Below are 26,802 nucleotides of genomic sequence, written 5' to 3'. Positions count from 1 at the left end.
GAAGCGCGAACGTGAATGAACATTGATGAGGCGCCCAACGGGGCGCCTCGAACCTCATAGGTGACAGGAATGACGACGATCACCGCCGCTGATGTGAAAAAGCTGCGCGATATGACCGGCGCCGGCATGATGGATTGCAAGACCGCGCTGACCGAAACGAGCGGCAACATCGAAGCGGCTGTCGATTGGCTCCGCACGAAGGGCTTGTCGAAAGCTGCGAAGAAGTCTGGCCGCATTGCCGCCGATGGTCTCATCGGCATCGTCGCCAAGGGCCGCGTCGGCGCCGTGGTCGAAGTCAACTCGGAAACCGACTTCGTTGCCCGCAACGAACAATTCCAGACGCTCGTCCGTGACATCGCGAGCCTCGCGCCCGCCGCGAAAGGCGATCTCAATGCACTTCTGGCCGCGACCTATCCCGGCACGAAGAACACGGTCGAGTTACAGCTTCAGGAAGCCGTCGCGACCATCGGCGAGAACATGACGGTGCGCCGCACGGCGGCCGTTGCCGTCAAGGAAGGCGTCGTTTCCGACTACATCCACAACCGCGTCGCCGACGGTCTTGGCAAAATCGGCGTGCTCGTCGCGCTCGAAAGCGCCGGCGACGAGCCGACACTGTTCGAGATCGCACGCATGATCGCGATGCACGTCGCGGCCGCCAGTCCCGTCGCCCTCGACATCTCTGCGGTTCCCGCCGAAGTGATCGAGCGCGAAAAGGCGATCCTTGCCGAAAAGAACCAGGGCAAGAAGCCCGAGGTTCTCGAAAAGATCATCACGGGCGGCATCAAGGCATTCGCCAAGGAAAACTGCCTGCTCGAACAGCAGTACATCCACGACACCACCAAGACGGTCGCCCAGGCCGTCAAGGAAGCCGAGAGCCGCGCCGGAGCTGCGATCAAGGTCGCGGGCTTCATTCGCTACGCCCTCGGCGAAGGTATCGACAAGAAAGAAGAAGATTTTGGCGAGGAAGTCCGCAAGCTCGCGAGCGGCGGCCGCTGAGATTAGCACGGTGATGGCCGGCAATCGGGGTAACCCGCTGGCCGGAATCGCCTGAGCAGGTTAGGTATCCACCGGCTGGTCAACCCGACTGGCCGGTTTTTCGTATCAATTTGGCTTTTCGTGCCGATCGGGAGTGAACGGAATGGCGGATGCGCGGGGTCTCAAATACAAGCGGCTGCTGCTGAAGCTCTCCGGCGAAGCCCTGATGGGCAAGCAGGCTTACGGCATCGACATGACCGTTGCCGACCGCCTGTCGCAGGACATCGCCGATGCCGTCGCGGCCGGCGCCGAAATCGCCGTCGTGATCGGCGGCGGTAATATTTTCCGCGGCCTGTCCGGCGCGGCCAAGGGCATGGACCGGGCGACCGCCGATTACATGGGTATGCTCGCGACGGTCATGAACGCGCTGGCGTTCCAGAATTCGCTTGACCACCGCGGCGTCCCGGCTCGCGTGCTCTCGGCCATTCCGATGCAAACGATTTGCGAAAGCTACGTGCGCCCGAAGGCCTTGTCGTACCTTTCCAGGGGACAGGTCGTCATATTCGCGGCCGGCACCGGAAATCCGTTCTTCACGACCGATACGGCGGCGGTTCTGCGCGGCATCGAAATGAATTGCGAAGTCGTCCTGAAAGCGACGCAGGTGGATGGCGTTTACTCGGCTGATCCCAAGAAGCACAAGGATGCGGTCCGCTACGACCGGCTCAGTTATTCTGAAGTTTTAGCGAATGATCTCAAAGTGATGGACGGAGCGGCCATAGCTCTTGCCCGCGATAACGGACTTCCGCTAATTGTGGTTTCCATCGAAGAACCGGGAAATCTCTTGAAGGCGCTGCGCGGCGAAGCTCGCCAGACCCTCATCGAGGGAACCGGTTGAAGGCCGTTTTAAGCCCTCACTGCGCCGCGCTCGAGCGGGGCGCAGCCCAAGGGCTTTTCACGCACCGGGAAGGAATAGGAAATGTCTTCGGATACGCACGATATCAAAGAGCTTGAAAAGCGCATGCGCTCTTCGTTCGATGCTCTGAAGCGCGAGTTCTCAGGTCTCCGCACGGGCCGCGCCAGCGCCAACCTGCTCGATCCCGTTCAGGTGATGGTGTACGGCTCGCGGATGCCGCTCAATCAGGTCGCGACGGTGTCCGTGCCTGAGCCGCGCATGATTTCGGTGCAGGTTTGGGACCGCAGTAACGTCATTGCCGTCGACAAGGCGATCCGCGAAGCCAATCTCGGCCTCAATCCGATTATGGACGGCCAGATCCTGCGCCTCCCAATTCCCTCTCTGACGGCCGAACGCCGTCAGGAATTCGTCAAACTTGCCCACAAATATGCCGAACAGGCGAAGGTTTCGGTTCGCAACGTCCGGCGCGAGGCGATGGATCTACTGAAGAAACTTGAGAAAGACGGCAAAATGAGCCAGGACGAACAACGGGGCAATTCCGAGAAGGTTCAGGAGCTCACCGATCGCCTGATCAAGGAAATTGACGCCACTCTCGTCGCGAAAGAAGCTGAAATTCAAAAAGTTTGATGGCCGTGGCCGTTTTGCTGGCTTGAATTCGTGTAACGGTTTTTGAGATCTCAATTCCAGAGGGCCATTCGACAGTGGCGCCACCAGCAAAGCCTACCGACGAGCGGTCCGGTCTTCCGGCGCCGCCGAGGCATGTTGCCATCATCATGGATGGCAACGGCCGTTGGGCGCGCGAACGCGGATTGCCGAGAGCGCTTGGTCACCGTCAAGGTGTGGAAGCTGTCCGCCGCGCCGTGCGAGCAGCGATCGAACTCAAGATCACGTATCTCACGATCTTCAGCTTCTCATCTGAGAATTGGAACCGTCCGATCGACGAGATCGACGATCTTATGGGCTTGATGAAACGTTTCATCCGTCGCGATCTCGCCGAGCTGCACGATGCCGGCGTCTGCATCAGGGTCATCGGGCAGCGCTCGCATGTCGACAGCGAACTGATGACCCTCATCGACGAAGCCGTCGAGCTGACGCGCAAAAATAGCAAGCTGACCCTCGTCATAGCTTTCAACTATGGCTCGCGCACGGAAATTGCCGTCGCAGCACGCAAGCTCGCCGAGCAAGTGGCGTCCGGCAAGCTCGACCCGTCTGAGATAACGGTCGAATGCATGGCCGATGCGCTCGATACGTCAGGCATTCCCGATCCCGACCTTCTCATCAGGACGTCGGGAGAGATGCGACTCTCGAATTTTCTTCTTTGGCAGACAGCCTATTCCGAATTCGTATTTCTTGACTGCTATTGGCCTGATTTCGACAAGTCGGCGTTTGACGGCGCAATCGCGGAATTCCGTTCGCGTGAACGTCGTTTCGGCGGTTTGACCAAGCGCTCGATGGCCTGAGGGTTTTGGTCATGCCGTCAGAGAACCCGGAAGGTCAGCGGCGGTTTCTCGGCGGCCTGTTCGATTTTATTCCCCCCGAATTGAGGCTGCGGATCGTCTCGGGCGTTGCCATAGGCATCATCGCATTCGCGATGCTGTACTGGAGCCCCGGCGCGTTCGCACTACTGACATTTTTCGTTGCGGCGGCGATGAGTTGGGAATGGGGACGGATCGTCAGGGGACCAATGCCGGATAGCGGACTGGTCGTTCATATTCTTGCGGTTCTGGCTGCCGCCGTTCTGACAGCGTGGGACATGGCGGGAATGGCGATTGTAGCCGCGATCATCGGCGCGGTCGCCGTCTCGGTATTGGTGATGGGATCGGACCGAACGCGGCTCTCCGGCGCAGGCGTGCTCTACACGGCGCTTCCGGTCGTCGCTCTCGGATGGCTGAGAGGCGACGAGCCGCTCGGATTTCTCGCGACGCTGTTTGTTGTCCTCGCGGTCGCCGTGACCGATGTGGCAGCGTTCGCCGCCGGCCGAACCATAGGCGGCCCAAAACTTTGGCCCGAGGTTTCGCCGAACAAGACCTGGTCGGGCCTAATCGGCGGTATCGCCGCAGCCGCAGTTCTTGGCGCGCTGTTTTCTGTCCTTTCCGGCACCGGCGGCGCAATCTGGCTCGCAAGCCTCGGTCTCGCGGTTGGCTTAGTCGCACAGTGGGGAGATTTGGCGGAGTCGGCATTAAAGCGGCATTTCGGCCTAAAAGATTCCGGCGGCTTGATCCCCGGCCACGGCGGCTTCATGGATCGCATGGACGGTCTCGTGACCGCGAGCATCGCCGCCGCGCTTATCGGCTTCTCAATCGACGCGTTTGCACCCGCGCGCGCACTCTTATACGGATCATAGTGGATGGCAGTCACTGCGAGCGTGCCGTATCGTTTGCCCGAGCGTTCAACGTCGTCGCGGCCCATGCGGCTCAGCGTGTTGGGCGCGACCGGATCCATCGGTACGAGCACGCTCAATCTCGTCTCGCACACGCCCGAACGCTTTGAGATCGTCGCTCTCACGGCCCAATCGAACGCCAAGGACCTCGCGGCACTTGCCCGCCGCCATAACGCCCGGCTTGCCGTCATCGGCGACGAAACGCGTTTGGACGAGCTTCGCGCCGCGCTCGCCGGAACCACGATCCGAACCGCTGCCGGAGCCGAAGCCCTGGTCGAGGCGGCCCTCGAACCCGCCGATTGCATCATGGCCGCGATCGTCGGCGCGGCGGGCCTCCGGCCGACGTTTGCGGCAGCTTCCCAAGGGGCCCGCGTTGCGCTGGCAAATAAGGAATGCCTCGTTTCTGCCGGTCACGTCTTCACGGCCGCGATCGCGCGTTCGGGCGCTGAGTTGCTTCCCGTCGACAGCGAACATTCCGCCGCGTTCCAGGTCTTGGCCGGAGCCGACCCCGCATCCATCGACAAAATCATGTTGACCGCGTCCGGCGGCCCATTCCGCTCCTGGACCCGCGAAGCCATCGCGGCGGCAACGCCCGAGCAGGCGTTGAAGCATCCCAACTGGTCGATGGGCGCCAAGATCACGATCGATAGCGCAACCCTGATGAACAAGGGGCTTGAACTGATCGAAGCCTTCCATCTCTTCCCCGTGTCGGTGGATAAGCTCGATTGCATCGTCCACCCGCAATCGATCGTCCATTGTCTGGTGAGCTACGTCGACGGTTCGGTGTTGGCCCAGATGGCCTCGCCCGATATGCGCACGCCGATCGCCGTTGCCTTGGCTTGGCCCGACCGCATGGCGGCCCCTACGGAAAAGCTCGATCTCGCCCGCCTCGCGACATTGACGTTTGAAGCACCCGACGAAGATCGCTTTCCCGCCCTTCGCGTCGCTAAAGCGGCCATGCGCCGTGGCGATACGGCCCCAGCTGTTCTGAACGCCGCCAACGAAATCGCCGTGAAAGCCTTCCTCGACCGCCGGATCAAGCTGCTGGATATCGCGGCGCTGGTCGAAGATACGCTTGCGGCAGCCGAGCGTACGGGAGCCATCCGACCCGCTGAAAGCCTCGACGATATATTGGCGGTCGATGAACTCGCCCGCTCCATATCTAACGAGAAACTTAGTGGCTATTGAGGCGCTGCGTGCTTAAGTTCCACTGCTGACTTCATTCCGAATCACGATCGAGGACTGCGCAACTATGGACTTTTTGGCGTCGCTCGCAGGCGGCATTTGGCAGTACGGAATCATGTTCCTGCTGGTGTTGACCCTCGTCGTCTTCATCCACGAGCTCGGACATTTCCTCGTCGCCCGCTGGTGCGGCGTCACGGTCAAAACCTTCTCGATCGGCTTTGGCCCTGAAATATATGGGTTTTATGACAAATACGGCACCCGCTGGCGCTTCGCCTGGATCCCCTTGGGCGGCTATGTGAAATTCATCGACGACGAAAACCCGTCGTCGTTTGGGGGCGAGAAGCAGCTCCAGCCTTCGGAGCGGGCAGGCGCATTTCATTCCAAATCGGTCGGCGCCCGCGCCGCCGTCGTGGCGGCCGGTCCAATTGCCAACTTCCTACTCGCGATCGTGCTCTATTCCGGACTGAACGCCACGGTCGGCCTGCACATTTTGCCCCCGCTGGTCGATGCGGTGGTGGCCAACTCGCCTGCCGAGCGCGGCGGCTTCAAAGCCGGTGACACGATTATCGCGATCAACGGCCGCAAGATTGATCGCTTCGATGATCTGCAGCGCATTGTCGGCTCGAGCGCGGGCGAAGAGCTATCGTTCACGGTCGATCGCGGCGGCCAGAACGTTGTGCTCAAAGCGACGCCAAACGTCGACGAGCAGAAGGATACCATGGGGCGGACATTCCGCCGCGGTCTGATCGGCATCCAGCGCGCGATCTCGCCCGACAAGGTCCGGACAGTCCACGTCAGCATTCCGGAAGCGGTAATGCTTGGCGTCAGCGAAACCTATGGCAACATTACCGCGACCTTGGCCGGCCTTGGCGACATCATCACCCGCCGTCAATCGGCGGAGCAGATGGGCGGCCCGATCATGATGGCCGAAGTGACCGCGAAAGTCGCCGAACTCGGGCTTGAGCCGATGCTGCGCTGGATCGCCTTCATCTCGGCCAATATCGGCTTCCTCAACTTGCTGCCGATTCCGGTCCTCGATGGTGGCCACCTTATGTTCTACGCCTTCGAGGCGGTGCGCAGGAAACCGGCCAGCGAACGCCTGCAGCAAATGGGCTTTCAGGTCGGTCTTGCACTGCTCATGATGTTGATGGTTTTCGTGAATTTCAACGACATTATGAATGTTTGGCGCCGTTTGACCGGGGCCGGCTGAGATCTAGCAGAATCATGCTGGGGTGACGTAAACTTACCACTTTGCGGGGCCTTTCTGAATCGTTAAAAGCGGTATGCTGCGCAGCATGTTATGATTTCGACTCGGGGGGCCGAAACGAAGTCAGTTGGAATGCCTTCGCGGTCAGGGACGTCACGACGAACACCACCAATAAGAAACGCACGACACGAACAATAAAAATACGACGAAAAAATAAAACGCATGAGTGTGTCGCTGCCGCCGACAGCGCGCATGTGAATTTGGGGGTCGGCGGCACACGGGGGCAATTCCGCGTATGCAGAAATTCAAGATCATCTTGGCGGGACTGCGCCTCTTGGTGGCGCTTCTTGTCCTCTCGCCGATGGTCGCGATGGGGGATGCAACCTGGACGTCAGGTCCAGCGTTCGCTCAGAGCGTGATCAAGGACATCAACGTTGTCGGTAACCGGCGGGTGGAGCCGGAGACCGTGCGTTCCTATTTGCAGCTCAACGCTGGCGATGCCTACAACGCTTCGAAGGTCGATGCGTCGATCAAGGCGCTGTTCGCCACTGGGCTCTTCGCCGACGTTTCGATCGACTACAAGGGCTCGACGCTTATCGTGACCGTGAAGGAAAACCCGGTCATCAATCAGGTTGCCTTTGAAGGCAACAGCGAAGTCGACACCGCAACCTTGACCGGTGAAGTGCAGCTGAAGCCGCGCTCGGTCTTTACGCGCGCTAAGGCTCAAGGCGACGTTCAGCGCATTCTCGACGTCTACCGCCGTCAAGGCCTGTTCGCCGCTAGCGTCGAGCCGAAGATCATCGAGCTTGAGCAAGACCGGGTGAATCTCGTCTTCGAAATCAACGAAGGCGTCGCCACCAAGGTCAAGGGCATCAACTTCGTCGGCAACCACGCCTTTCCCGACAGCCAGCTGCGCGACGTCATCTCCACGACGCAGGTCGGCTGGTTCGACTTCCTCAAGGGCACGTCGGTCTACGATCCAGATCGTATGAATCTCGACCGCGAGCTTGTTCGCCAATACTACCTGAAGAACGGCTATCCGGACGCGTCCGTGACTGCGGCTAACGCCGAGATCGATCCGGACGGAACGGGCTTTATCATCACGTTCGCGATCGACGAAGGCCAGCCCTACACCTTCGGCGCGATCAATATCGAAAGCTCGCTGGCTGGTGTCGACACCAGCACGCTCAACGGCGATCTGTTGACGAAGGACGGCGCGGTCTATGACGCGTCCCAGATCGACAAGACATCTGAAAAGCTCACGCTCGACATCGCTGACCAGGGCTACGCCTTCGCGCGCGTCCGTCCCCGTCCGATCCCGAATGCGGCCAACCATACCGTCGGGATCACCTACGTCGTCGATGAAGGCCCGCGGATCTATATCGAGCGCATCAACGTCATCGGCAACACGCGAACCAAGGACTTCGTGATCCGTCGCGAGTTCCGCCTAGCGGAAGGCGACGCCTTCAACGGCTTGATGATCGATCGTGCCAAGAAGCGGTTGCAAGCGCTGGGTCTGTTTAAGAACGTCGATATCAAGCGGCGCCCCGGTTCGGCACCGGACCGCATCGTTCTCGACGTCGTTGTCGAAGAGCAGTCGACGGGCGAACTTTCGTTCGGCGCCGGTTATTCGACCAGTGAAGGCGTCATCGGCGACGTTTCGATCTCCGAGCGAAATCTGTTCGGTAACGGCCAGTACGTTCGCTTGAAACTTGCGGGATCCTTCCAGCGTGCCCAGGTCGATTTCTCGTTTACCGAGCCACGCTTCCTCGACCGTAACTTGGCGGCAGGCTTCGACCTCTTCTTCAAGCAGCTCGACTACACCGATCAGTCGGGCTTCGAGCAGAGAAAGGCTGGCGGCGACATTCGTCTGGGCTTCCCGATCGCCGAGAAGCTCTGGATGCAGACGTCGTACGCGATTTCCCGCGACGAGATCTTCGATGTTCAGAACAACGCTTCGCTGGCGATTAAAGAGGCGTGCGGCGATACCAACTTGACTAGAAACGGATCGACAAATTGCCAGGACAGCGGCTATTGGACGTCGCTCATCGGCACCACGATCAGCTACGACCAGCGCAACAACGCGGTCAACCCGAACCGCGGCTACTACATCGAAGTCGGTAACGACTTCGCTGGTCTCGGCGGCGACGCTCAGTACTGGCGCGTCAACGCTGAGGGCCGCTTCTACTATCCGATCACCGAAAAGATCACCTTCGTCGGCCGGGCCGTCGGCGGTGTGATCCAAGGCTGGGGCGGAGAAGACGTTCGACTGCTCGACTCGTTCTTCAAGGGCGGCGAAACGGTTCGCGGTTTCGATATCTCCGGCTTCGGTCCGCGTGACGTGAATTCGTCCAACCAGGACGCCCTCGGCGGTCAGAAATACTGGGCCGCAACGGCCGAGGTTCGGTTCCCGCTGCCGTTCGTTCCTGAAGACATCGGCCTCAGCGGCGCCTTCTTCGCCGATGCCGGTTCTCTTTGGGACGCGACAGGCGGCGCGAAGAAAGCCCTGGCCAACGACCCCGGAGCACTTCAAGACAGCGACTCGATCCGCTCGTCTGTCGGCGCCAGCTTGATGTGGGCCTCGCCGGTCGGCCCGCTCCGCATGGACTTCGCCAAGGTTCTGACCAAGGAAAGCTACGACCAGACGCAGGTCTTCCGCTTTGGCGCGCAGTCTAAGTTCTAGGATTGAACGCCTCGAACGCAGGCTTCGAAACTTGAAGATGCGACGGATACAAAGGGCGGCGCGAACATGAGCGCCGCTCTTTTTTGTCCATAGGGCGCCAAGGCTATGGGCAACTCCCGGCCGGGGACTTGCTAATATCTTTCAGGTCGTTCATTCAGAGTCCCCAACCATTCATCTGTAGCAATGACGTGCCGGAGGCGGCGCCATGGAGCATCCCGGTTTTTTTGAACGCACCGGGCCATATACGTTGTCTGAAGTCGCAACGGTAACAGACGCGCGAATCTCGGCCGGCGCAAATCCGAATGCCGTGATCGACGATGTGCGGCCGCTCTCCGAAGCGATGGCCACGCATGTGTCGTTCATCGACAATAAAAAGTATTTCGCCCAGCTCGCTAAAACGGCGGCCGGGGCTTGCCTTGTCATTCCTGCGGCTGTGGACCGTGTGCCTGCGGGAACCGCGGCGCTGATCACGCCGCTGCCGTACCACGGCTTCGCGCGCGCCCTCGCACTATTTTATCCGTCCGCCATGCAGCCGATGGTTGCTGAGGCTGGAGCCCCGCCGATCGATCCGTCAGCCCGCCTCGAACAGGGCGTGCTCATCGAGCCGGGCGCGGTCATCGGCCGCGAGGCCCAGATCGGCAGCGGGACCCGTATTGCCGCAGGCGCTGTCATCGGTTCACGCGTGTCGATCGGACGGGATTGCTTTATCGGTCCGCTTACGACCGTTACGCACGCGCTGGTCGGAGACCGCGTCATAATTCATTCGGGTACCAGGATCGGTCAGGACGGTTTCGGCTTCGCCATAGGCCATTCCCGGCACCTCAAAGTGCCCCAAATTGGCCGGGTCATTATCCAAGATGATGTGGAAATAGGAGCCAATACAACCATAGACCGTGGCGCCCTTAAGGATACCATCATCGGCGAGGGCACGAAAATTGATAATCTCGTTCAGATCGGCCACAACGTCATCATCGGTCGGCATTGCATAATCGTTTCGATGTGCGGCATTTCTGGGTCGACCGAGCTTGGCGATTTTGTTGTCATGGGCGGTCAATCCGGGACCGTCGGTCACATTAAAATCGGTAGTGGCGCTCAGATCGGCGGGTCATCGCACGCGACGCACGACGTGCCGCCGGGGGCTCGCTATTTCGGCACCCCGGCAAAGCCGCTGCGCGAGACCGCGCGTGAACAGGCCATGCTCAAACGGCTCGCCGCGCGCGACAAAGACAGGTATGACGACGGGTCGCCGGAGCCGGACGTAAGCTGACCGTTGGAAGTCGGTGAGCCAGCTCGACCGATCGTAATTTTTTTGGAGCAGACCACTATGGAAGGCAAGGCCACGACGGTCAGGGATCTCGGCACCGCGGACATCAATCGCGTGATGAAGCTATTGCCGCATCGCTATCCGTTTCTGCTCGTCGATCGCATCTACGACATGGACGCCGATGACAGCTGCGTCGGCGTCAAGAACGTCACCATCAATGAGCCTTTCTTTCAGGGCCATTTCCCGCAATTCCCGGTAATGCCGGGCGTCTTGATCATCGAAGGCCTCGCCCAGACGGCGGGCGCGCTGTGCGTCTCGAACGTCGGCCAGGACTACAAGGCCGAGCTCGTTTATTTTATGGGCATCGACAACGCTAAGTTCCGCAAGCCCGTTCTCCCCGGCGATCAGCTTCATTACCATGTGAAGAAGGTCCGCAATCGCGGCCGCGTCTGGCGGTTCAAGGGTGAAGCCAAGGTCAACGGCAAGGTCGTCGCCGAAGCCGAGATCAGCGCCATGCTCGCCGATAGCGCTGATGCGCGCGCATTTGCGAGCCAAAATGGCTGAGGTCGAAGTCCACCCGACCGCCATCGTCGAGGATGGTGCCGAACTCTCTGCCGGCGTGAAGATAGGGCCTTTGTGCGTCGTCGGGCGTGAAGTGAAGCTTGGCGAACGCGTCGAGCTCGTCAGCCACGTCGTCGTTGCGGGCACGACAGATATCGGCGCCGGCACGCGCATCTTTCCGTTCGCGTCCATCGGTCATCAGCCGCAGGATTTGAAATACAAGGGAGAGCCTTGCTCGCTCTCGATCGGCGCCGATTGCATCATTCGCGAAGGCGTGACGATGAACCCCGGTACGGCCGGCGGCGGTTCCGTGACGACGGTCGGCAACGGTTGCGCATTCCTCGCCAACAGCCACGTCGGCCACGACTGCCGCGTCGGAAGCGGCGTCATCTTCTCGAACAATGTCATGCTCGCGGGACACTGCGACGTCGGCGATTTCGCGATCATCGGCGGCGGCGCGGCCGTGATCCAATATGCCCGCGTCGGTCACCACGCCTTCGTCGGCGGCATGTCCGGGCTTGAGAACGACCTGATCCCCTACGGCATGGCGATTGGCAATCGCGCTTATCTCTCGGGCCTCAATATCGTCGGACTGCAGCGGCGCGGCTTTTCGCGTACCGACATTCACGATCTTCGCCGTGCTTACCGGCTTCTCTTCGCCGCCGAAGGCACCCTTATCGAGCGCATGGACGATGTCGCCGAGGAATTCGCCGGCCACGCATCGGTGCAGGAAATCCTGGCCTTCATCCGTCAGGGCGGTAAACGCTCGCTGTGTACGCCGAAAAACGGCGCTGAAGTCTGAGCCCGGCGATGGGCGCTGACGCAATCAAGCGCATCGGTATGATCGCGGGGGCCGGCTCGCTCCCTCTTGAGGTCGCGCAAAGCATCGTCGCTCATGGTGGTACCGTTCACATCATCATGGTCGACGGCGCGGGTGCGTCGCTCGACGCGTTTCCGCACACGGCCGTGAATTGGGCCCAGCTCGGGCGCGTGACAACCGCGCTCAAGCGCGCCGGAATTCGCGATATTCTCATCCTTGGCGGCGGAGCCCGGCCGAGCTTTCGCAATGCGCGGCCCGACTTCGCATTTTTCCGCGAACTGCCTGGCGTATTGCGCCTCTTGAAGGCGGGAGGCGACGACGCTGTTCTCCGCGGCTTTGTGGGCGTGCTCGAACGACAGGGCTTCAGCGTGGTTGGAGTAGGCGACGTCGCGCCCGAGTTGCTCGTGTCCGAAGGCAGCCTCACCAGCCTCGCTCCGTCGCCGAGGGATGCGGCCGACATCGCCCGCGGTTTTTCTCTTATCGCAGCGCTCGGACGCTTCGACATCGGGCAAGCGGCGATCGTGACTGACGGCCAGATCGAGGCCGTCGAAGGCGCCGAGGGCACCGACCGCATGCTGAAGCGCGTGGCCGACGCTCGCCTCAAGGCCGGTTTTCAGGGCCGCCAAGGCGTTCTGATCAAACGACCGAAACCCGGTCAGGATCTTCGCGTCGATTTGCCGGCGATTGGACCGAATACCGTCCGGAACGCACAGGCCGCTGGCCTCGCGGGCATCGCCGTGATGGCTGATCACGTTCTCGCGGCCGAGCGTGCCGAAATGGTCAGCCTAGCGGAGGAGCAGGGCGTCTTCATCGTTGGCGTTCGCAATGAGGCGCAGGGAGCCGCGCCGCCACGAACGACCGGCGCAAACAGAGAATTCTTGAACCTCGGATTGGTGCCAGTCGCGACGGGAGCGACCGGTGATATGGCGCGCGCGGTCGGCATCCTGTCGGCGCTGTCGGAGTTCGGCATCGGTTCCGCCGTTGTCATCGACGGCGGTCGCGTAATCTCCGTCGGTGCTGGGGAACCGGCAGCCGATGTTATCGGCCGCGTTGCGAGCTTGCGCGGCAGTAACCGAAAGCGAAAGGGAATTGTAGCAATCGGAAAGGGCCAGCGCCTCGACGAAACATTGGTACAGGCCGTGAGCGACGTAAATCTGATCGGCGTCGTCATCCCCGATGCTAGTTTCGAAGGTAAAGGGAGCGCCGTGCGCGCCGCAGACCGTCTGAATGTCTTCATCGCCCAGGATAAGGCTCGGAACATGCTCCCGGAACCAGGACCGAAACGGCTGAGGATCTTCCTCGTCGCCGGAGAGCATTCCGGAGACGCGCTCGGCGGCAAGCTGATCGCCGCACTAAAGAAGCGACATCCCGACCCGATTGCGTTCGCAGGCGTCGGCGGCGAGGAGATGGCGCACGAGGGTTTTAGCTCGCTCTTCCCCCTCGAAGACGTCGCCGTCATGGGCCCGATGTCGATCCTGCCGAAACTCCCGCGCATCATCCGTCGCGTCCATCAGACCGTCGATGCCGCCATTGCCTTCGCGCCGGATCTGGTTGTCATCATCGATAGTCCCGAATTCACGCATCCGATCGCGAAGCGCATCAGGAAGCGCGCGCCGCACATCCCAATCGTCGATTACGTCAGCCCGAGCGTTTGGGCTTGGCGTCCGGGACGCGCCAAGAAAATGCGGCCTTACGTTGATCATATCCTGGCACTGATGCCGTTCGAGCCCGAGGCGCACGCGCGACTCGGCGGTCCGCCATGCACCTACGTCGGCCATCCGCTGATCGAGAAGCTCGACCAAATCCAGAATGCCGACGCCAAAGGCCTCGCATCGCGCCTGAACCTCGATCCCGCGCGGCCCGTTCTCCTCGTTCTTCCCGGCAGCCGCACGTCCGAGGTCGAACGCCTGATCGGCGATTTCGGCGATGCCGTCGCTCGGCTATCGGCATCGATCGGGCCGATCGAGGTCGTCATCCCAGCAGTGCGTCACGTCCGCGACCGCATCGTCGAGAAAACAGCCGGATGGACCGTTCGTCCGCACATCGTGGACAGCGACGACAAATACGCGGCGATGCGCCTAGCCCGCGCCGCGCTCGCGGCGTCTGGCACCGTCACGCTCGAACTGGCGCTCGCGCAAACGCCGTCCGTCGTCGCTTACAAAGTCGATATAGTGATGGCAAACCTGCGCTTCCTGCTGAAGGTGCCGAGCATTGTGCTGGCAAACCTCGTCGTCGGCCGCAATATCTATCCGGAATATTTGCAGGAAGCCTGCACCGCCGAAAATCTCGCGGCCGCGTTGGAGCCGCTTTTCGGGGAAACGGCGGCGCGCGCCGCGCAACTCGAAGGCCTTGCACTGGCGCCGCAGAAACTGCGGCTCGCCGCCTCGAGTCCAAGCGAGGCGGCGGCCGACGTCGTGTTGTCTATCGCCGAAGATCAGGCGGCGGGGAAATCCCGGCGCGGCTGACCGATATAGAGCTGGCGCGGACGGCCGATGCGCTGCTCCGGATCTTCGATCATTTCCTTCCACTGCGCGATCCAGCCGACGGTGCGCGCCACGGCGAACAGCACCGTGAACATATCGACCGGGAAGCCCATCGCGCGCAGCGTGATGCCGGAATAGAAGTCGATGTTCGGGTAAAGCTTCTTTTCGATGAAGTAATCGTCTTGAAGCGCTATGCGCTCAAGTTCGATCGCCACCTTCAGCAGCGGATCGTCCTTGTGGCCGAGCGCGTCCAGCACCTCATGGCAGGTCTTCTGCATCACCTTGGCGCGGGGATCGTAGTTCTTGTAGACGCGATGGCCGAAGCCCATGAGGCGGAAGCTAGACGATTTGTCTTTCGCCTTCTTCACGAACTCTGGGACACGGTCGACGGTGCCGATCTCTTTCAGCATGTTGAGCGCGGCTTCGTTCGCGCCGCCGTGCGCCGGACCCCAAAGGCAGGCGATGCCGGCCGAGATGCAGGCGAACGGGTTTGCACCCGACGATCCCGCGAGGCGCACGGTCGAGGTCGAGGCATTCTGCTCATGGTCGGCGTGCAAGATGAAGATGCGGTCGAGCGCGCGCGAGATGACCGGATTGACGATGTAGGGCTCGCACGGAACAGCGAAGCACATCTGCAGGAAATTCGAGGTGTAATCGAGATCGTTGCGCGGATAGATGAAGGGCTGCCCGATCGAATATTTGTAGGCCATCGCCGCGATCGTCGGCATTTTCGCGATCATGCGATGGCTCGCAATCTCGCGCTGCTCCTGATCGTTGATGTCGGTCGAGTCATGATAAAACGACGATAGTGCGCCGACCGTGCCGACCATGACGGCCATCGGATGCGCGTCGCGCCGGTAACCGGTGAAAAACCGCGTCATCTGCTCGTGCACCATCGTATGGTGCGTGATCGTCTTGCGGAAGTTGATGAATTCGCCGTTGTTCGGCAGCTCGCCGTAAAGCAGCAGGTAGCAGACGGCGAGGAAGTTCGTGTTCTCGGCAAGCTGGTCGATCGGATAGCCGCGATAGAGCAGTTCGCCCTTGTCGCCGTCGATGTAGGTGATCGAGCTTCGACAATTCGCCGTCGACGTAAAGCCCGGATCGTACGTGAAACAGCCGGTTTCTTTATAGAGATTGCCGACGTCGATCACGTCGGGGCCGATTACGCCCGAACGCACCGAAAGTTCGACCTGCTTGTTGTCGACCGTCAATGTCGCGCTGGGCTTCGATGTGCCCTTCGCCGCTTTGTCGTGGATGTTCATGATCGCCACCTCGCCCCGGAAGACACCACCGACGCCTGAAGTAACTATCGCATTCCCCGACGGGTTGGGCCCAGATGCTTAAGGACCCTGGAGAACGTTCGGTGGCCTTCACGGAAGCAATCGGTAATTGCACGATTTAACGGATTTTTTGCAGTGCGGCAAGAGATCGTTAGTCGGGCAAGCCGTTGGTTAAGCTGCGGCGTCTGCGATCCGCCCTAAGCTTTCGTCTCGGCCGAGCACGTCCAGCACGTCGAAAACCGGCGGTGAAACGCTCCGCCCGGTGAGCGCAGCGCGAAGCGGCTGCGCGACATTGCCGAGCTTTAGCGCTTTCTCCTCGACATAAGCCTTAACCTTGGATTCGAGCGCGGCCGCGGCCCATTCCTCGACCGATACCGCCGACAACAGCTTGAGCAGTTCGGCATTCGAAGCGCGTCCCTCGGCCCCGAGCAGCTTTGCCGCTTTGTCTTCGAGCTTCAACGGACGCTGCGCGACGATGAAAAGCGCGCCGCTGACGAGTTCCGTCAGCGTCTTCGACCGCTCTTTGAGCGAGGGAATGGCGCGCGTGAAGGCCTCCCAGCCTTTAGCGGCGAAGAGATCGGCGAGTTCTTTTCCCGAGCGGATGCCGGGCATCTGGCGCTGAACTTCGCGTGCGAGCGCGACATCGGCGCGCGGCGGAACTTTCGGATCCGGCGCGATTTCGGCAAGCGCCTCGAAGTTCAGGTGCGGCAGCATCCCGCGCACATGAGCCTGCAACTCGTCGTCCCCTGCCGCGCGAATGTAATGGCCATTGAGATCGTCGAGCTTCTTGAAATCGAGCCGCGCCGCGCTCTTGTTGATGTCATCGATGTCGAACCAGCGGATGAGGTCATCCGTCGAAATGATCTCGTCATCGCCGTGGCTCCAGCCGAGGCGGACCAGATAATTGCGCAGCGCAACGGGCAGATAGCCCATGTCGCGATATTCCTCGACGCCTTGCGCACCGTGGCGCTTCGAAAGTTTCGCGCCGTCTGCCCCGTGAATGAGCGGGACGTGCGCAAATTCCGGCACTTTCCAGTCCATGCCCTGATAGATTTGCGTCTGCCGGGCCGAATTCGTCAGATGATCGGCGCCGCGAATGACGTGCGTGACTTCCATGTCGTGATCGTCAACGACGACCGCGAGATTGTACGTCGGATTGCCGTCCGACCTGAGGATGATCAGGTCGTCGAGGTCCTTGTTCGGAAACGCGACGCGGCCCTGTACGTGATCGTTGACGATCGTTTCGCCCTCGCGTGCGGCTTTGAGGCGGACAGCGGGCTTCACGTCCTTCGGTGCGTCGTTCGGATCGCGGTCGCGCCATGGCGACAGGAAAATCTGCGGCCGGCCTTCAGCTTTGGCTTTTTCGCGTGCGGCTTCGATCTCGGCAGGCGAGGAATAGCAATAGTAGGCCGAGCCGCGCGCCAGAAGTTCGTTCGCGACGTCACGATGCCGGTCGGCGCGAGAAAACTGCGAGACGACGTCGCCGTCCCAATCGAGGCCGAGCCATTTGACCCCGTCGAGAATTGCGGCAACGGCGGCTTCGTTGTTGCGCTCGCGGTCGGTATCCTCGATGCGCAAAAGAAATTTTCCTCCGCGGCCGCGCGCGTAAAGCCAGTTGAACAGCGCCGTGCGCGCGCCGCCGATATGGAGAAATCCGGTCGGTGAGGGTGCAAATCGAACGATGGGCGCGCTTGGTGTCACGGTCTCGGCCATTGGACCTTATGCTCTGTCTGCCATTGAGGGATTGAGGCTCCGCTCGTAGCATGTGAGGTGGGACAAGTTAAGGGGGCGGAACTTCCGGCCTCCCAAGGCTTGCATCGAGGCGCGCATCGCTGCGCCTAATGGGCGGGAGCATGTCGGTCGAAGCCAGGGGGTTGGACGTCGCATTTCCGGCGCTTCCGGAAGATCGCTTGAGCCGCGCCGCCCTTTTGCTCGAGGCGGAACGGCAGAGCTTCTTCCTTTGGGGGCCGGTTTGCCTCGGGCTGGGAATTGCCGCTTATTTCGCGCTGCCGGTCGAGCCCGCGCTCGTCGTCTCGTTCGCGCCTCTCGCTTTGGCGCTGATACTGCGCCTGACGGTGCGCTCCGGCACGCTTGCCGCAACGCTGATGACCGCGCTGATCCTGGCAGGAGCAGGATTTGCTATCACCAAGCTGCGCGTCGAAGCTGTGCGCGCTCCCGTGCTTGCGAAGGCTCTTCACAGTGTCGAAGTCACGGGCACCGTGACGATGGTCGAAGCCAAGCTCCCGCGTGGCCAGCGGCTGACGATTGCGAACCCGGTCATCGCGGGCCTTGCGCCGGGATTGACGCCTGCCGTCGTGCGCATTCGCACGATGTCGTCGAAGACGCTCGCAGCGCCCGGCGACCGTATCCGCATCAAGGCGAACCTCTCGCCGCCCGCGAAGCCTGCACTTCCCGGCGGGTTCGATTACGCGCGCACGGCGTGGTTCGATTCCGTCGGCGGCGTCGGTTACGCGTTTGCCGCCCCGACGATCGAAAGTCATGCCGATCCGAACACCGCCTCGCAATGGTATCACCGCACCATCGAGGACATTCGCCAGGCCATTGCCGCGCGCGTTCGTCAAGTGCTTCCCGGCGAAACCGGAGAGATCGCCCTCGCGCTGATTACGGGCGAGCGCGGCGGCATATCTGCTGATACCAACACGGCCTTCAAGAATTCCGGCCTCTTCCATATTTTGTCGATTTCCGGCCTGCACATGGTGATCGCGGCCGGCGCCGTATTCTATTCGCTGCGCCTGCTGCTCGCGGCCATTCCCCGGATTGCGCTGACGATGCCGATCAAGAAGATCGCCGCCGTGCTTGGCATCTTGAGCGCCATTGCCTACCTCGCGATTTCAGGCGTGCAATTCGCAACCGTCCGTTCAGCGCTGATGATCCTCATCATCTTCGGCGCGATGCTACTCGACCGGCCAGCGATGGCTTTGCGTAACGTGGCGCTCGCTGCGTTCCTTATTCTGGCCGTCTATCCCGAAAGCCTGCTCGACGCAGGGTTTCAGATGTCGTTCGCGGCCGTCACGGCCCTCATCGCCTCGCACGAATGGCTGAGCCGTTTGCTCGGTCGTGATTCAAAACCTCATCCGGTGATGCACGTCCTGAAATTCTTCGGCGAAATCATCGCGTCCACTCTGATCGCCAGCGTCGCCGTCGCGCCGTTCGCGGCTTATAATTTCCATCAAAGCCAGCAGTATGCCGTACTTGGGAACATGATCGCCATTCCGATCTGCAACCTTATCGTCATGCCGGCCGCCCTCATCGCCATGGCTCTGATGCCGTTCGGTCTCGAAGGGATCGGGCTGAAGCCGATGGGTTGGGGCATCGAAGGCATGACGTGGTGCGCCAACAAGGTCGGCGCGTTGCCCGGCGCCGTCGGCCATATTCCGGCAATTCCCGAGCTTGCGTTTGTGCTGATGTTGATTGGAGGACTTTGGTTCCTGCTTTGGCAGACACGCATCCGGATGCTCGGCGCTGCCCTGGTTGTCGCCGGTATCCTCGTCGCGCCGTGGATGCCGCACCCCGATGTTCTCATCGGTCAGAAGGGCTTGCTCGTCGCCGTGCGCGACGCCTCGGGAAAGCTTGCCGCCATGCCGGGGAAAGGCTCGAAATACGATCTCGATCGCTGGCTCGAATACGACGGCGACGGTCGCACCGCGCGCGACGTCAGCGCCGGCGAGACGTTCTCGTGTGATGCTGTCGGATGCATTGCGCACGTCAAAGGCGCGACCATTGCCGTTGCGCGCCACCCCGCCGCCGTAACGGATGACTGCTTAAACGCCGACGTGCTCGTGCTCGATATGCCGAAACCCGACGACTGTGCTACTCCGCGATCCGTTATCGACGTCTTCGATCGCTGGCGCAACGGCGCCTACGCCCTCTATGTCGACAGCAGCGACGACAGCCCTGAGCCGCGCGTTCGTCTGGAGAACGTCGCCGCCCATCGCGGCGAGCGGCCGTGGAGCGCGATGCCCGAGCGAAAGCAGCCCGTTCTGCCGAAGCCCCAAATTATTGACACGCCGGGACCCGCAGCTCCGGTCGCACAGACGGCCGAAGCCGAAACCACACCTCGCACATCCGCCGAGGACGATCCCGGCGAGGGCACGGAACAGGATATGGACGACAATGCCGCCGCCATCGACGGTCAGTAGCGCCGCATCAGTCCGACGAGCCGCCCCTGGATGTCGATCTGATCGGGGCCAAAAATCCGCGTCTTGAATTCCGGGTTCGCGGCTTCGAGCGCGATCGTTGAACCCTTCTTGCGCAGCCGCTTCAGCGTCGCTTCTTCACCCTCGACCAGCGCCACGATGATGTCGCCGTTCTCGGCCGTATTGCAGCGGCGAATGATGACGGTATCGCCGTCATGGATGCCGGCTTCGATCATCGAATCGCCTTTGACCTCAAGCGCGAAATGCTCGCCGTTGGTCAGGATGTCAGGGGGCACGGCAATGTCGTGCGTATGATTCTGTATGGCGCTGATCGGCGTACCGGCAGCGATCCGGCCCATGACGGGAATCGACACGGTTCGCGCATCGATCACATGCGACGGCGGCGGCGACGCCACGCTCGACCTCGGCGGCCCCGAACCCTCGATCACGCTTGGCTGGAAGCCCCTTTGCGGCGCATTCATAGAGGGCGTCGCTCCGGCGCTTCCGCCGGTTGGTCCAGGACCCTGTCCCGCAATCTGCCCCGACATTTGATTGTCCGGCAGCTTGATGACCTCAATGGCGCGAGCCCGATGCGGCAGGCGGCGAATGAATCCGCGTTCGACCAGCGCCGTGATCAGCCGGTGAATGCCCGACTTCGACCTCAGATCCAGCGCGTCTTTCATCTCGTCGAAGGAGGGCGGCACGCCACGTTCCTGCATGCGCCCATGGATGAAGAGGAGGAGGTCTTTCTGTTTCTCGGTGAGCATCGGGTCCGTCTCAAACCTTTCCTGGTGCGCGAGGGTGGCGGCCTGAGACGCTGACCGCCGTACATCGCTCGCTCAATCACAGTACAAATCGTGTCTGTACACTACGCGTTCTTGTCTCGTTCCGCAAGCAGCACCCGCATATTCATGCACAGCGTCCGCGTGTGCGGCCTCGAAGGCACACACGAGGACCGCGCGGGTCTGTCGTCGGACGCAGCCGATCACGTTTTTTTGGCGCGTCGATCGCGCGACGGAAAGTGCTGGGCTCAACTGTTCATGGAGCCGGGCATTTCATATTTCGGCCGTTGCGATAGGGCATCGTCAGACCATGCAGGGTTGGTTTTCTCAGATCATCATCGGTGTCATCGTCACTGTTATCGGGACGTTCATCGCCGACGCTTTCACCGGCGGCCACGTCGGCCGGCATTTCGCGCACGGCTATCACGCTTCATCGCGCGGGAATTAGTTTTCGTCGGCGTCTTGCGACACTGCTGAAGTTTCCGCGCGCCATCTCAAAAGAACGACCCAACACGCATGTGTCGACGGCCGGCTCCCTGCAGGGGAGTCGCCGGCACCATCAAGAAAGCACGAAGCGGACGGGTTCCGCGGCTGGGTCGTGAAGCTTGAAGGTACGGAACCGATCCGCTCCGTGACAGACCGAGAACAGGGTCTCGGCAGGGCCACTTTACGTCAGCGGGATGCTCCGCACACGGGTTTCTCACCCCGTGCGAGCCGTGCCGTTCGCCTTGTCCGGAAGCGCGCGTCACGCCCCGGGTCGGGCTGCCCCACCCGAGCCCGACGCAACGCCTTGCGCACGAGCCCTTCACCGGATGGGCGAGGAGATTATGCAAGCGGCCGCGAGCGCGGGGATAAGTTTTTTTGGAGGAGGGAGCGAGCGGGCGCGCTGCACTGCGGGATCAAATCTGCACGCCAGGGCCTATACAGATGATCTGCTCTGCGCATAGTTAACGCATTGGGTGCGGGCTAGTGATGTTGCGTGGGGGTGTTGGAAATGCACGAGCAGCGAAGTCTATTCCGGGAACTAGGAATATTTTTGCTACTTTATTTAGTACTGGGCGCCGTGTGGCTTAATTGGGGACCGGGCGTCGAAGTCATCTCATCTTTAGAGCGAAGCCTGAACGCGTCTCTTGGCAGCTTAGCAAGCTGGTATCAAACCAAACTGGAACAATCCACAAAACTGGTGGCACCGTTGGTGACGATCATCAGCGGAACCTTTGCGATCGTTACCGCACTTAGCCTCGCAGAAAGTCGTTTGCTCAATCGCCTACGGGATTTTCTTGAAAGGGAAGAAAAACGTTTGCGCGGAGCACGGGATCAACTCCGTCGCACGATAGAAAGGCCCGGGCCGGCCCGCCCATTCGAAATGCCTTTCTTCGCAACAGGGGAGTTACGGTCAGCAATGCGTGAGCTTGGCTGGGGCAGTTATTTCCTGCCGCCTCAGTTGGGATATGTGGAGCTTCAATTGGGCGAAGCGCTAACGAAATTAGAGAAGCAAGTAGATTTATCTAAACAACACCAAAGAAAAGTTAGCGAACAGCTTGCTACGGCTCATCTGCTTAAAGGTGCAATGATGATTTCGAGGAACGGAAGCGTTCAAAATCAAAATTTTACCGATCGGGCAAAGCTTATCGAAGCACTTCACCACTTCGAAGCAGCAATTAGCGCGAGTTCGAAGGATCTAGATGCGCTTGAATATGCAAGCTACGTTCACGTTCAACTTGGTCAATTCGCCGAAGCAGACAAGTACATTGATCGACTACTGAGGCTCACGGCGAAAGATCTAAAGTCGCTCCAGCGTTCTCGCGCGCTTCGGTCCAAGGCTTGGATAGCCCTGTATGGAGCGCCGAGCAGACCGCTAAGGGCAAAAAATTGGATTGATGACGCTATCCGGGCACTCCCTGATCTGACAGGCGCTGAGCAAGTCGAGGAAGCAGATTTGCATATGTTCCTCGGCGACGCGCAGCAAAAGCTTAACGCAAATCGACAGGCGCGTTCGCAATGGGAGATAGCGCGAGCTGTCTATAAAGGTGTCGATTCGGACGAAGCGCGGGAAGGCCTAAGTGTCGCCGATGAAAGGCTAAGCTAAGATAATTTGAACACGCTCAGTCCAATTAGCCCATAGGATAAGCGAAGCGGACTAAAATACCCAATCCAAACGCCGCCCCACTCGCCAATAACGCATGACCAGCGCTCTGCCATTGCGCCATCGTCAGCACGTGGGAAACGCCGAGGTTCGTAAACCTCGCCGCGAATCTTCGCTGCTCGCGTAGCGAGCTCGAAAACAGTACGCCCGCCCCGAAGAGGGTTACCCAAATTGGCGCGCCTGCAAACGCTGCAAGCGCGGTCAGCAATATCGATGTAAAAGCCAGCATCTGAGCCCCCAAATATCGGGGCGATCATCCGTGATTCGCAGCCGCCACCTTGTGGGTATTTCGGCATATGCTGTTGTTAACCGGGCAACGCAAACGGGGGGCAGCGAGTTTCATGACGAGTCATTCGGAGATCAGCCATTGAATGAAGCAACGTCGAAGGCATCTCCCCTCCGCATCCTCACCGCCACCCTCGTCGCCATCGAGACGCTGGTCGCGATCTTCTACCTCGTGGTGTTCCATCAGCCGGGGAGCAGCAACGCCATCACGAACATCGCCGTCGATAGCGTGACGTTGATCATCGTCGCGCTCTGGCTGGTCTTCGTGCTGCCCGCGCTCATCTTCGTCGTCCGCGACACACGGCTTGAACTGGCGCTGGGCCTTGCACTCGCCGCAATCCTCGCCTTCGCCGCCGGCTTCGTGATTTTTTGAAGAACGAAGACACAAGCCCGCGCGTGCGGCCGGCTCCGCGCAGCGGAGTCGCACGCGCCAACAAAAAGCCGCCAATAAAAAAAGGCGACCCGGGGGAGGTCGCCTTTTTCATCAGTCTGGGGGGAGAGGATCGTTTGGGGAAATCAGGATTCGAGCTGCCAGATGCCCGTCGGCAAACGGCAGGCGACAATTTCGGTGCTTTTCGTCGATTCGGTCACGCTCAACATCACGACGGCGTGACGGCACACGCTGCCTTGCGTATCCTTGAACGAAGAGACAGGCTTCACGACGCCGGAAAGCTGGCCGTGGGCGCGATACCAGACATAGCTTGAGCCGTCCGCGACTTCCGTCAAGGCGAACTGCACGCTCTCGAGCGCCGCATCTTCGTCGCTCTGATCAAGGACAATCTTGGCGGTCTTGACGCTGGGCAATTTCGCTTGGACCGCGAGCGCGCTACACTTCGGGCACGCGGTCGCTGCAAGGCTCTGGTCGGCGGCCAAGGAATAATTGAACGGCACGAAAATGGCCGCAACCAGCGCAAATGCCGTCGCGCCGGCTGCGGCTAAGGGAAATAAACACGGATTTGCTGACATGACGCAACTGACCCTTACGCGACGAAAAAAACTCAACTCCGCCTAACGAGGCGACACGAAGCAGTCTGCCGTCGTATGGTTAATATGGACTAAAGAACGAGCCTGCTTGTCGCCCGACAGTGCGGGTTTGCGATGAAAATCAAGCGTTGAGCACGCAACATGAGCAACACTGACAATGCCCCCCCGCTGGAAGCCGCGCCGGATTTTTCCGCCGCAGCCGATCCGTTCCAGTTGTTCGACGCCTGGATGCGCGAAGCCGAGCGCGCGGAGCCGAACGACCCGAACGCGATGTCGCTCGCGACCGTCGACGCCAACAGCATGCCGGACGTCCGGATCGTGCTCCTGAAAAGCGTCGACGCGCCGGAGAGCCCTGATCGCGGCTTCGTTTTTTATACGAACTTCGAAAGCGCGAAGGGCCGCGAGCTGCTCGCGAACCCGAAGGCGGCGCTGCTCTTTCATTGGAAGAGCCTGGAACGGCAGGTGCGCGTGCGCGGACCGGTTTCGCTCGTCGGCCACGGTGAGGCGGACGCTTATTTCGCCTCGCGGCCACGCCTGAGCCGTATCGGCGCCTGGGCCTCGCACCAGTCGCGGCCATTGTCCTCGCGCGATGTGCTCGAAGCGAAAGTCCAGCACTTCGAGACTAAGTATCCGGACGAAGCTATTCCGCGCCCCGCTTACTGGTCGGGCTTCCGCGTGGTGCCGATAGAAATCGAATTCTGGATGAGTCGCCCGTTCCGCCTGCACGACCGTATCGTTTTCCGCCGCGACGCGCCGCGCGACTCCTGGCACAAAACCCGCCTCTATCCCTGAGATGATCACAAAAAGGCACGACTTGGGGTAGAGAAGGCGGAGAGGTCCGGTTACGAGACCGGGGAAGGGGAACGCTTGAGGCTCGGATGGTAACGGATCGCATCGACGAGCGCCGCGCGAAAAGGCGGATGCGCGATCGCTATCGTTCGACGCGGATCTATTACGCCGCCGATCAGCCGCCGTCGTTCCTGGCGATGTGGACGAGCCGCATCGCGTTGTTTGCCGCTGCCGCAGCCGTCGTGACGGCGGGTTTGCATCGGCTGTCGCTGGTGCAGACGCCGGTCGCGCTGACGATCGCCTATCTGCTCGTTGCAGGCGCGGCGCTGTCGCTCGCCATGGCGCTGATCGCAGGGCTCGATGTTTGGGTGACGGGCCGGCAGGGCGCGGCGCGCGTCTTCTGCGGTGCCATCGTCGCCCTCGGGCTTCTTGCGGTTCCGGCTGGCGTCTGGGCCATGAGCCTGCGTCATCCCGCGATCAATGACGTCACGACCGACTTCGCCGAGCCGCCGGAGTTCACCGAGGCGAAGGACGAACGCGGCCCCGAGACCAATCCGCTCAATTATCCCGGCGATCAGTTCGCGGATCTGCAACGCCAAAACTATCCCGATCTCAAGAGCCTCGTCGTTCCGCGCACGCCCGACGAAGCCTACGAGCTTGTCCTGCAGGCCATCCGCAAGATGAAGCTGAAAGCGACGCTCGAAGTTCCCCCCGAGGATGAGGACGACTCGCCGGGCTTCATCGAGCTTTCCGAGCACACGCAGATTTTGGGCCTCGTCGACGACGTCGTCATCCGCGTTCTGGGAGACGACAAGAATTCCCGCATCGACGTGCGTTCGGCGTCGCGCTACGGCAGCAACGACTTCGGCCGCAATGCCGAGCACGTGCGCCTGATCTTGAAGGAAGTCGCGTCGCGCTTCGAAGCGTCCGTTCCCGACCCCGACAAGGAAGCGGCGTTGGCGAGGAAAGCCCGGCTCAAAGCGGAGAAAGGTCGCGGTCAGGCGTCAAAGGCTGATCGGAAGCGACCAAACCTTTCTCGATCAAATATTCGACGTGCGCCTGAACGGAAAGCGTCGCGGCAGGGATCAGCTGGGGCGCGAGGTCGCGATAAACCCGGGGCACAATTCGACGAATAGTCGTGGCGCCCGCCGTCAGCGCATCGAGCACCGACTTCTCGCGCCAGCTCCGGTGCAAGAGATAGGCCCTGACCGCACGTTGCGGACTGTTGAGGCGGCCGCCATGCCCCGGCAGAAAGACGTCGTCGGAGCGATCCAGAAGAATTTCCAGCGAGGCGACGTAATCGGCCATCCGGCCCTCGGGCGGCGCAATCACGGTCGTGTTCCAGGCCATCACATGATCGCCGGAGAACACGACGCGGCGGCCTTCGAGCACGAAGCAGAGATGATCCGGCGCGTGTCCGGGCGTATGGATCGCGGTCAGCGCCCAGTCGTCGCCCGTGATGGTATCGCCGCCATAAACCGCCATGTCGGGCGAGAAATCGTAATCGACGAAAAACCGTCCCGACGGTGAGTTTTCGAGCGCGATCCGTGCCGCTTCGGGGTCGCGCGGATAGGCGGCGGTGACGGCGCCCGTTTCCGCTTGCAGCTTGGCGACGCCGTCGACGTGATCGCGATGCGCGTGCGTCGTGATGATGTGCGTGATCTGCCGTCCGCCCGCGGCGCTCAAGATCGCGTTGCGATGGTCGTCGCTATCCGGACCAGGATCGATAACGGCGAGCGACGTCGATCCCACGAGATAGGTATTGGTCCCTTTGAACGTCAGAGGGCTCGGGTTCGGCGCGACGAGGCGGACGATCCCCGGACCCATCGGCGACGGCTCGCCATAAGTGAAGGCCATGTCTGTTTTGAATTCGAGTGAGTCCAAGCCCCGTAAGCCCTCATTGACGTT

The 26,802-nt window shown here is 61.0% G+C and carries 23 protein-coding genes and 2 pseudogenes; 19 read left to right on the top strand and 6 right to left on the bottom strand.

Annotated features, from left to right (window positions below; all coding sequences use genetic code 11):
• The first annotated feature begins 69 nt into the window (after positions 1 to 69).
• From tsf to lpxB, 13 genes and pseudogenes are all read left to right on the top strand, one after another.
• A complete protein-coding gene (tsf, locus tag WC811_RS06335; protein ID WP_372642153.1) occupies positions 70 to 996 on the top strand; it encodes a translation elongation factor Ts in 927 nt (308 codons plus the stop codon).
• A gap of 142 nt (positions 997 to 1,138) precedes the next feature.
• Complete coding sequence (pyrH, locus tag WC811_RS06330; protein ID WP_372642151.1) at positions 1,139 to 1,870, top strand: UMP kinase; 732 nt, start codon at positions 1,139 to 1,141, stop codon at positions 1,868 to 1,870.
• Between the two features lie 81 nt (positions 1,871 to 1,951).
• Positions 1,952 to 2,515 (top strand): ribosome recycling factor, encoded by a 564-nt coding sequence (frr, locus tag WC811_RS06325; protein WP_372642149.1) that lies wholly within the window; start codon positions 1,952 to 1,954, stop codon positions 2,513 to 2,515.
• Between the two features lie 74 nt (positions 2,516 to 2,589).
• On the top strand, positions 2,590 to 3,348 hold the full coding sequence (locus WC811_RS06320; protein ID WP_372642147.1) for an isoprenyl transferase: 759 nt from the start codon (positions 2,590 to 2,592) through the stop codon (positions 3,346 to 3,348).
• Between the two features lie 11 nt (positions 3,349 to 3,359).
• Positions 3,360 to 4,232 (top strand): phosphatidate cytidylyltransferase, encoded by an 873-nt coding sequence (locus WC811_RS06315; RefSeq protein ID WP_372642145.1) that lies wholly within the window; start codon positions 3,360 to 3,362, stop codon positions 4,230 to 4,232.
• A gap of 3 nt (positions 4,233 to 4,235) precedes the next feature.
• The gene (locus tag WC811_RS06310; RefSeq protein ID WP_372642143.1) at positions 4,236 to 5,456 is read left to right on the top strand and encodes a 1-deoxy-D-xylulose-5-phosphate reductoisomerase; all 1,221 of its coding nucleotides are present in this window, start codon (positions 4,236 to 4,238) and stop codon (positions 5,454 to 5,456) included.
• Between the two features lie 64 nt (positions 5,457 to 5,520).
• Complete coding sequence (gene rseP, locus WC811_RS06305) at positions 5,521 to 6,663, top strand: RIP metalloprotease RseP (RefSeq protein WP_372642141.1); 1,143 nt, start codon at positions 5,521 to 5,523, stop codon at positions 6,661 to 6,663.
• 292 nt (positions 6,664 to 6,955) lie between these two features.
• On the top strand, positions 6,956 to 9,343 hold the full coding sequence (bamA, locus tag WC811_RS06300) for an outer membrane protein assembly factor BamA (protein WP_372642139.1): 2,388 nt from the start codon (positions 6,956 to 6,958) through the stop codon (positions 9,341 to 9,343).
• A 205-nt stretch (positions 9,344 to 9,548) separates the two neighbouring features.
• Positions 9,549 to 10,610: a UDP-3-O-(3-hydroxymyristoyl)glucosamine N-acyltransferase gene (gene lpxD, locus WC811_RS06295; RefSeq protein WP_372642137.1), complete on the top strand. Its 1,062-nt coding sequence runs from the start codon at positions 9,549 to 9,551 to the stop codon at positions 10,608 to 10,610.
• 57 nt (positions 10,611 to 10,667) lie between these two features.
• A complete protein-coding gene (gene fabZ, locus WC811_RS06290; protein WP_372642135.1) occupies positions 10,668 to 11,171 on the top strand; it encodes a 3-hydroxyacyl-ACP dehydratase FabZ in 504 nt (167 codons plus the stop codon).
• Positions 11,164 to 11,970 carry an acyl-ACP--UDP-N-acetylglucosamine O-acyltransferase gene (gene lpxA / locus WC811_RS06285; protein ID WP_372642133.1) on the top strand — a complete coding sequence of 269 codons (807 nt, stop codon included), beginning with the start codon at positions 11,164 to 11,166 and terminating at the stop codon, positions 11,968 to 11,970. Before fabZ ends, lpxA begins: the two co-directional genes overlap by 8 nt.
• A gap of 8 nt (positions 11,971 to 11,978) precedes the next feature.
• Positions 11,979 to 12,791: pseudogene (locus WC811_RS06280) on the top strand (LpxI family protein); the annotation flags it as partial.
• A gap of 456 nt (positions 12,792 to 13,247) precedes the next feature.
• Positions 13,248 to 14,453, top strand: a complete 1,206-nt coding sequence (gene lpxB, locus WC811_RS06275; protein ID WP_372643683.1) for a lipid-A-disaccharide synthase — start codon at positions 13,248 to 13,250, stop codon at positions 14,451 to 14,453.
• On the opposite strand, the gene gltA is transcribed toward lpxB, so the two are convergent.
• Positions 14,423 to 15,733: a citrate synthase gene (gene gltA, locus WC811_RS06270; protein ID WP_372642131.1), complete on the bottom strand. Its 1,311-nt coding sequence runs from the start codon at positions 15,731 to 15,733 to the stop codon at positions 14,423 to 14,425. The two genes, lpxB and gltA, sit on opposite strands and share 31 nt — an antisense overlap.
• A gap of 189 nt (positions 15,734 to 15,922) precedes the next feature.
• On the bottom strand, positions 15,923 to 17,464 hold the full coding sequence (gene gltX, locus WC811_RS06265) for a glutamate--tRNA ligase (RefSeq protein WP_372642129.1): 1,542 nt from the start codon (positions 17,462 to 17,464) through the stop codon (positions 15,923 to 15,925).
• Between the two features lie 140 nt (positions 17,465 to 17,604).
• Between gltX and WC811_RS06260 the strand changes: the two genes are divergently transcribed.
• Positions 17,605 to 19,911 carry a ComEC/Rec2 family competence protein gene (locus WC811_RS06260; RefSeq protein ID WP_372642127.1) on the top strand — a complete coding sequence of 769 codons (2,307 nt, stop codon included), beginning with the start codon at positions 17,605 to 17,607 and terminating at the stop codon, positions 19,909 to 19,911.
• On the opposite strand, the gene lexA is transcribed toward WC811_RS06260, so the two are convergent.
• A complete protein-coding gene (gene lexA / locus WC811_RS06255; RefSeq protein WP_372642125.1) occupies positions 19,905 to 20,675 on the bottom strand; it encodes a transcriptional repressor LexA in 771 nt (256 codons plus the stop codon). The genes WC811_RS06260 and lexA overlap by 7 nt on opposite strands.
• A 325-nt stretch (positions 20,676 to 21,000) precedes the next feature.
• Here lexA and WC811_RS06250 point away from each other — a divergent pair, with 325 nt between their 5' ends.
• Complete coding sequence (locus tag WC811_RS06250; RefSeq protein WP_372642123.1) at positions 21,001 to 21,138, top strand: hypothetical protein; 138 nt, start codon at positions 21,001 to 21,003, stop codon at positions 21,136 to 21,138.
• 546 nt (positions 21,139 to 21,684) lie between these two features.
• Positions 21,685 to 22,779, top strand: coding sequence for a tetratricopeptide repeat protein (locus WC811_RS06245; protein ID WP_372642121.1), 1,095 nt, complete (start codon positions 21,685 to 21,687; stop codon positions 22,777 to 22,779).
• Between the two features lie 25 nt (positions 22,780 to 22,804).
• Here the strand turns inward: WC811_RS06245 and WC811_RS06240 are convergent, their stop codons facing one another.
• Positions 22,805 to 23,065, bottom strand: a complete 261-nt coding sequence (locus tag WC811_RS06240; protein WP_372642119.1) for a hypothetical protein — start codon at positions 23,063 to 23,065, stop codon at positions 22,805 to 22,807.
• Between the two features lie 138 nt (positions 23,066 to 23,203).
• On the opposite strand from WC811_RS06240, the gene WC811_RS06235 reads away from it, so the two are divergent.
• The gene (locus WC811_RS06235) at positions 23,204 to 23,494 is read left to right on the top strand and encodes a hypothetical protein (protein WP_372642117.1); all 291 of its coding nucleotides are present in this window, start codon (positions 23,204 to 23,206) and stop codon (positions 23,492 to 23,494) included.
• A gap of 143 nt (positions 23,495 to 23,637) precedes the next feature.
• On the opposite strand, the gene WC811_RS06230 is transcribed toward WC811_RS06235, so the two are convergent.
• Positions 23,638 to 24,087, bottom strand: a complete 450-nt coding sequence (locus tag WC811_RS06230; protein ID WP_372642115.1) for a hypothetical protein — start codon at positions 24,085 to 24,087, stop codon at positions 23,638 to 23,640.
• 159 nt (positions 24,088 to 24,246) lie between these two features.
• On the opposite strand from WC811_RS06230, the gene pdxH reads away from it, so the two are divergent.
• The gene (gene pdxH / locus WC811_RS06225) at positions 24,247 to 24,897 is read left to right on the top strand and encodes a pyridoxamine 5'-phosphate oxidase (protein ID WP_372642113.1); all 651 of its coding nucleotides are present in this window, start codon (positions 24,247 to 24,249) and stop codon (positions 24,895 to 24,897) included.
• A gap of 86 nt (positions 24,898 to 24,983) precedes the next feature.
• Positions 24,984 to 25,787, top strand: a pseudogene (locus tag WC811_RS06220) (DUF1499 domain-containing protein); the annotation flags it as partial.
• An 82-nt stretch (positions 25,788 to 25,869) separates the two neighbouring features.
• Here WC811_RS06220 and WC811_RS06215 read toward each other — a convergent pair.
• On the bottom strand, positions 25,870 to 26,778 hold the full coding sequence (locus tag WC811_RS06215) for an MBL fold metallo-hydrolase (RefSeq protein WP_372642111.1): 909 nt from the start codon (positions 26,776 to 26,778) through the stop codon (positions 25,870 to 25,872).
• Between the last annotated feature and the right edge of the window lie 24 nt (positions 26,779 to 26,802).

The organism is Hyphomicrobium sp. (assembly GCF_041659645.1).
Classification (GTDB): domain Bacteria; phylum Pseudomonadota; class Alphaproteobacteria; order Rhizobiales; family Hyphomicrobiaceae; genus Hyphomicrobium_B.
Note: the sequence above shows the minus strand (reverse complement) of the source record. Positions and strands in the feature narration are given on the sequence as shown.

Excerpts from the sequence above, each read along its gene's own strand:
- tsf (WP_372642153.1), top strand. The coding sequence starts at position 70 with ATGACGACGATCACCGCCGCTGATGTGAAAAAGCTGCGCGATATGACC.
- pyrH (WP_372642151.1), top strand. The coding sequence starts at position 1,139 with ATGGCGGATGCGCGGGGTCTCAAATACAAGCGGCTGCTGCTGAAGCTC.
- frr (WP_372642149.1), top strand. The coding sequence starts at position 1,952 with ATGTCTTCGGATACGCACGATATCAAAGAGCTTGAAAAGCGCATGCGC.
- WC811_RS06315 (WP_372642145.1), top strand. The coding sequence starts at position 3,360 with ATGCCGTCAGAGAACCCGGAAGGTCAGCGGCGGTTTCTCGGCGGCCTG.
- WC811_RS06310 (WP_372642143.1), top strand. The coding sequence starts at position 4,236 with ATGGCAGTCACTGCGAGCGTGCCGTATCGTTTGCCCGAGCGTTCAACG.
- rseP (WP_372642141.1), top strand. The coding sequence starts at position 5,521 with ATGGACTTTTTGGCGTCGCTCGCAGGCGGCATTTGGCAGTACGGAATC.
- bamA (WP_372642139.1), top strand. The coding sequence starts at position 6,956 with ATGCAGAAATTCAAGATCATCTTGGCGGGACTGCGCCTCTTGGTGGCG.
- lpxD (WP_372642137.1), top strand. The coding sequence starts at position 9,549 with ATGGAGCATCCCGGTTTTTTTGAACGCACCGGGCCATATACGTTGTCT.
- fabZ (WP_372642135.1), top strand. The coding sequence starts at position 10,668 with ATGGAAGGCAAGGCCACGACGGTCAGGGATCTCGGCACCGCGGACATC.
- lpxA (WP_372642133.1), top strand. The coding sequence starts at position 11,164 with ATGGCTGAGGTCGAAGTCCACCCGACCGCCATCGTCGAGGATGGTGCC.
- lpxB (WP_372643683.1), top strand. The coding sequence starts at position 13,248 with ATGCTCCCGGAACCAGGACCGAAACGGCTGAGGATCTTCCTCGTCGCC.
- gltA (WP_372642131.1), bottom strand. The coding sequence starts at position 15,733 with ATGAACATCCACGACAAAGCGGCGAAGGGCACATCGAAGCCCAGCGCG.
- gltX (WP_372642129.1), bottom strand. The coding sequence starts at position 17,464 with ATGGCCGAGACCGTGACACCAAGCGCGCCCATCGTTCGATTTGCACCC.
- WC811_RS06260 (WP_372642127.1), top strand. The coding sequence starts at position 17,605 with ATGTCGGTCGAAGCCAGGGGGTTGGACGTCGCATTTCCGGCGCTTCCG.
- lexA (WP_372642125.1), bottom strand. The coding sequence starts at position 20,675 with ATGCTCACCGAGAAACAGAAAGACCTCCTCCTCTTCATCCATGGGCGC.
- WC811_RS06250 (WP_372642123.1), top strand. The coding sequence starts at position 21,001 with ATGCAGGGTTGGTTTTCTCAGATCATCATCGGTGTCATCGTCACTGTT.
- WC811_RS06245 (WP_372642121.1), top strand. The coding sequence starts at position 21,685 with ATGCACGAGCAGCGAAGTCTATTCCGGGAACTAGGAATATTTTTGCTA.
- WC811_RS06240 (WP_372642119.1), bottom strand. The coding sequence starts at position 23,065 with ATGCTGGCTTTTACATCGATATTGCTGACCGCGCTTGCAGCGTTTGCA.
- WC811_RS06230 (WP_372642115.1), bottom strand. The coding sequence starts at position 24,087 with ATGTCAGCAAATCCGTGTTTATTTCCCTTAGCCGCAGCCGGCGCGACG.
- pdxH (WP_372642113.1), top strand. The coding sequence starts at position 24,247 with ATGAGCAACACTGACAATGCCCCCCCGCTGGAAGCCGCGCCGGATTTT.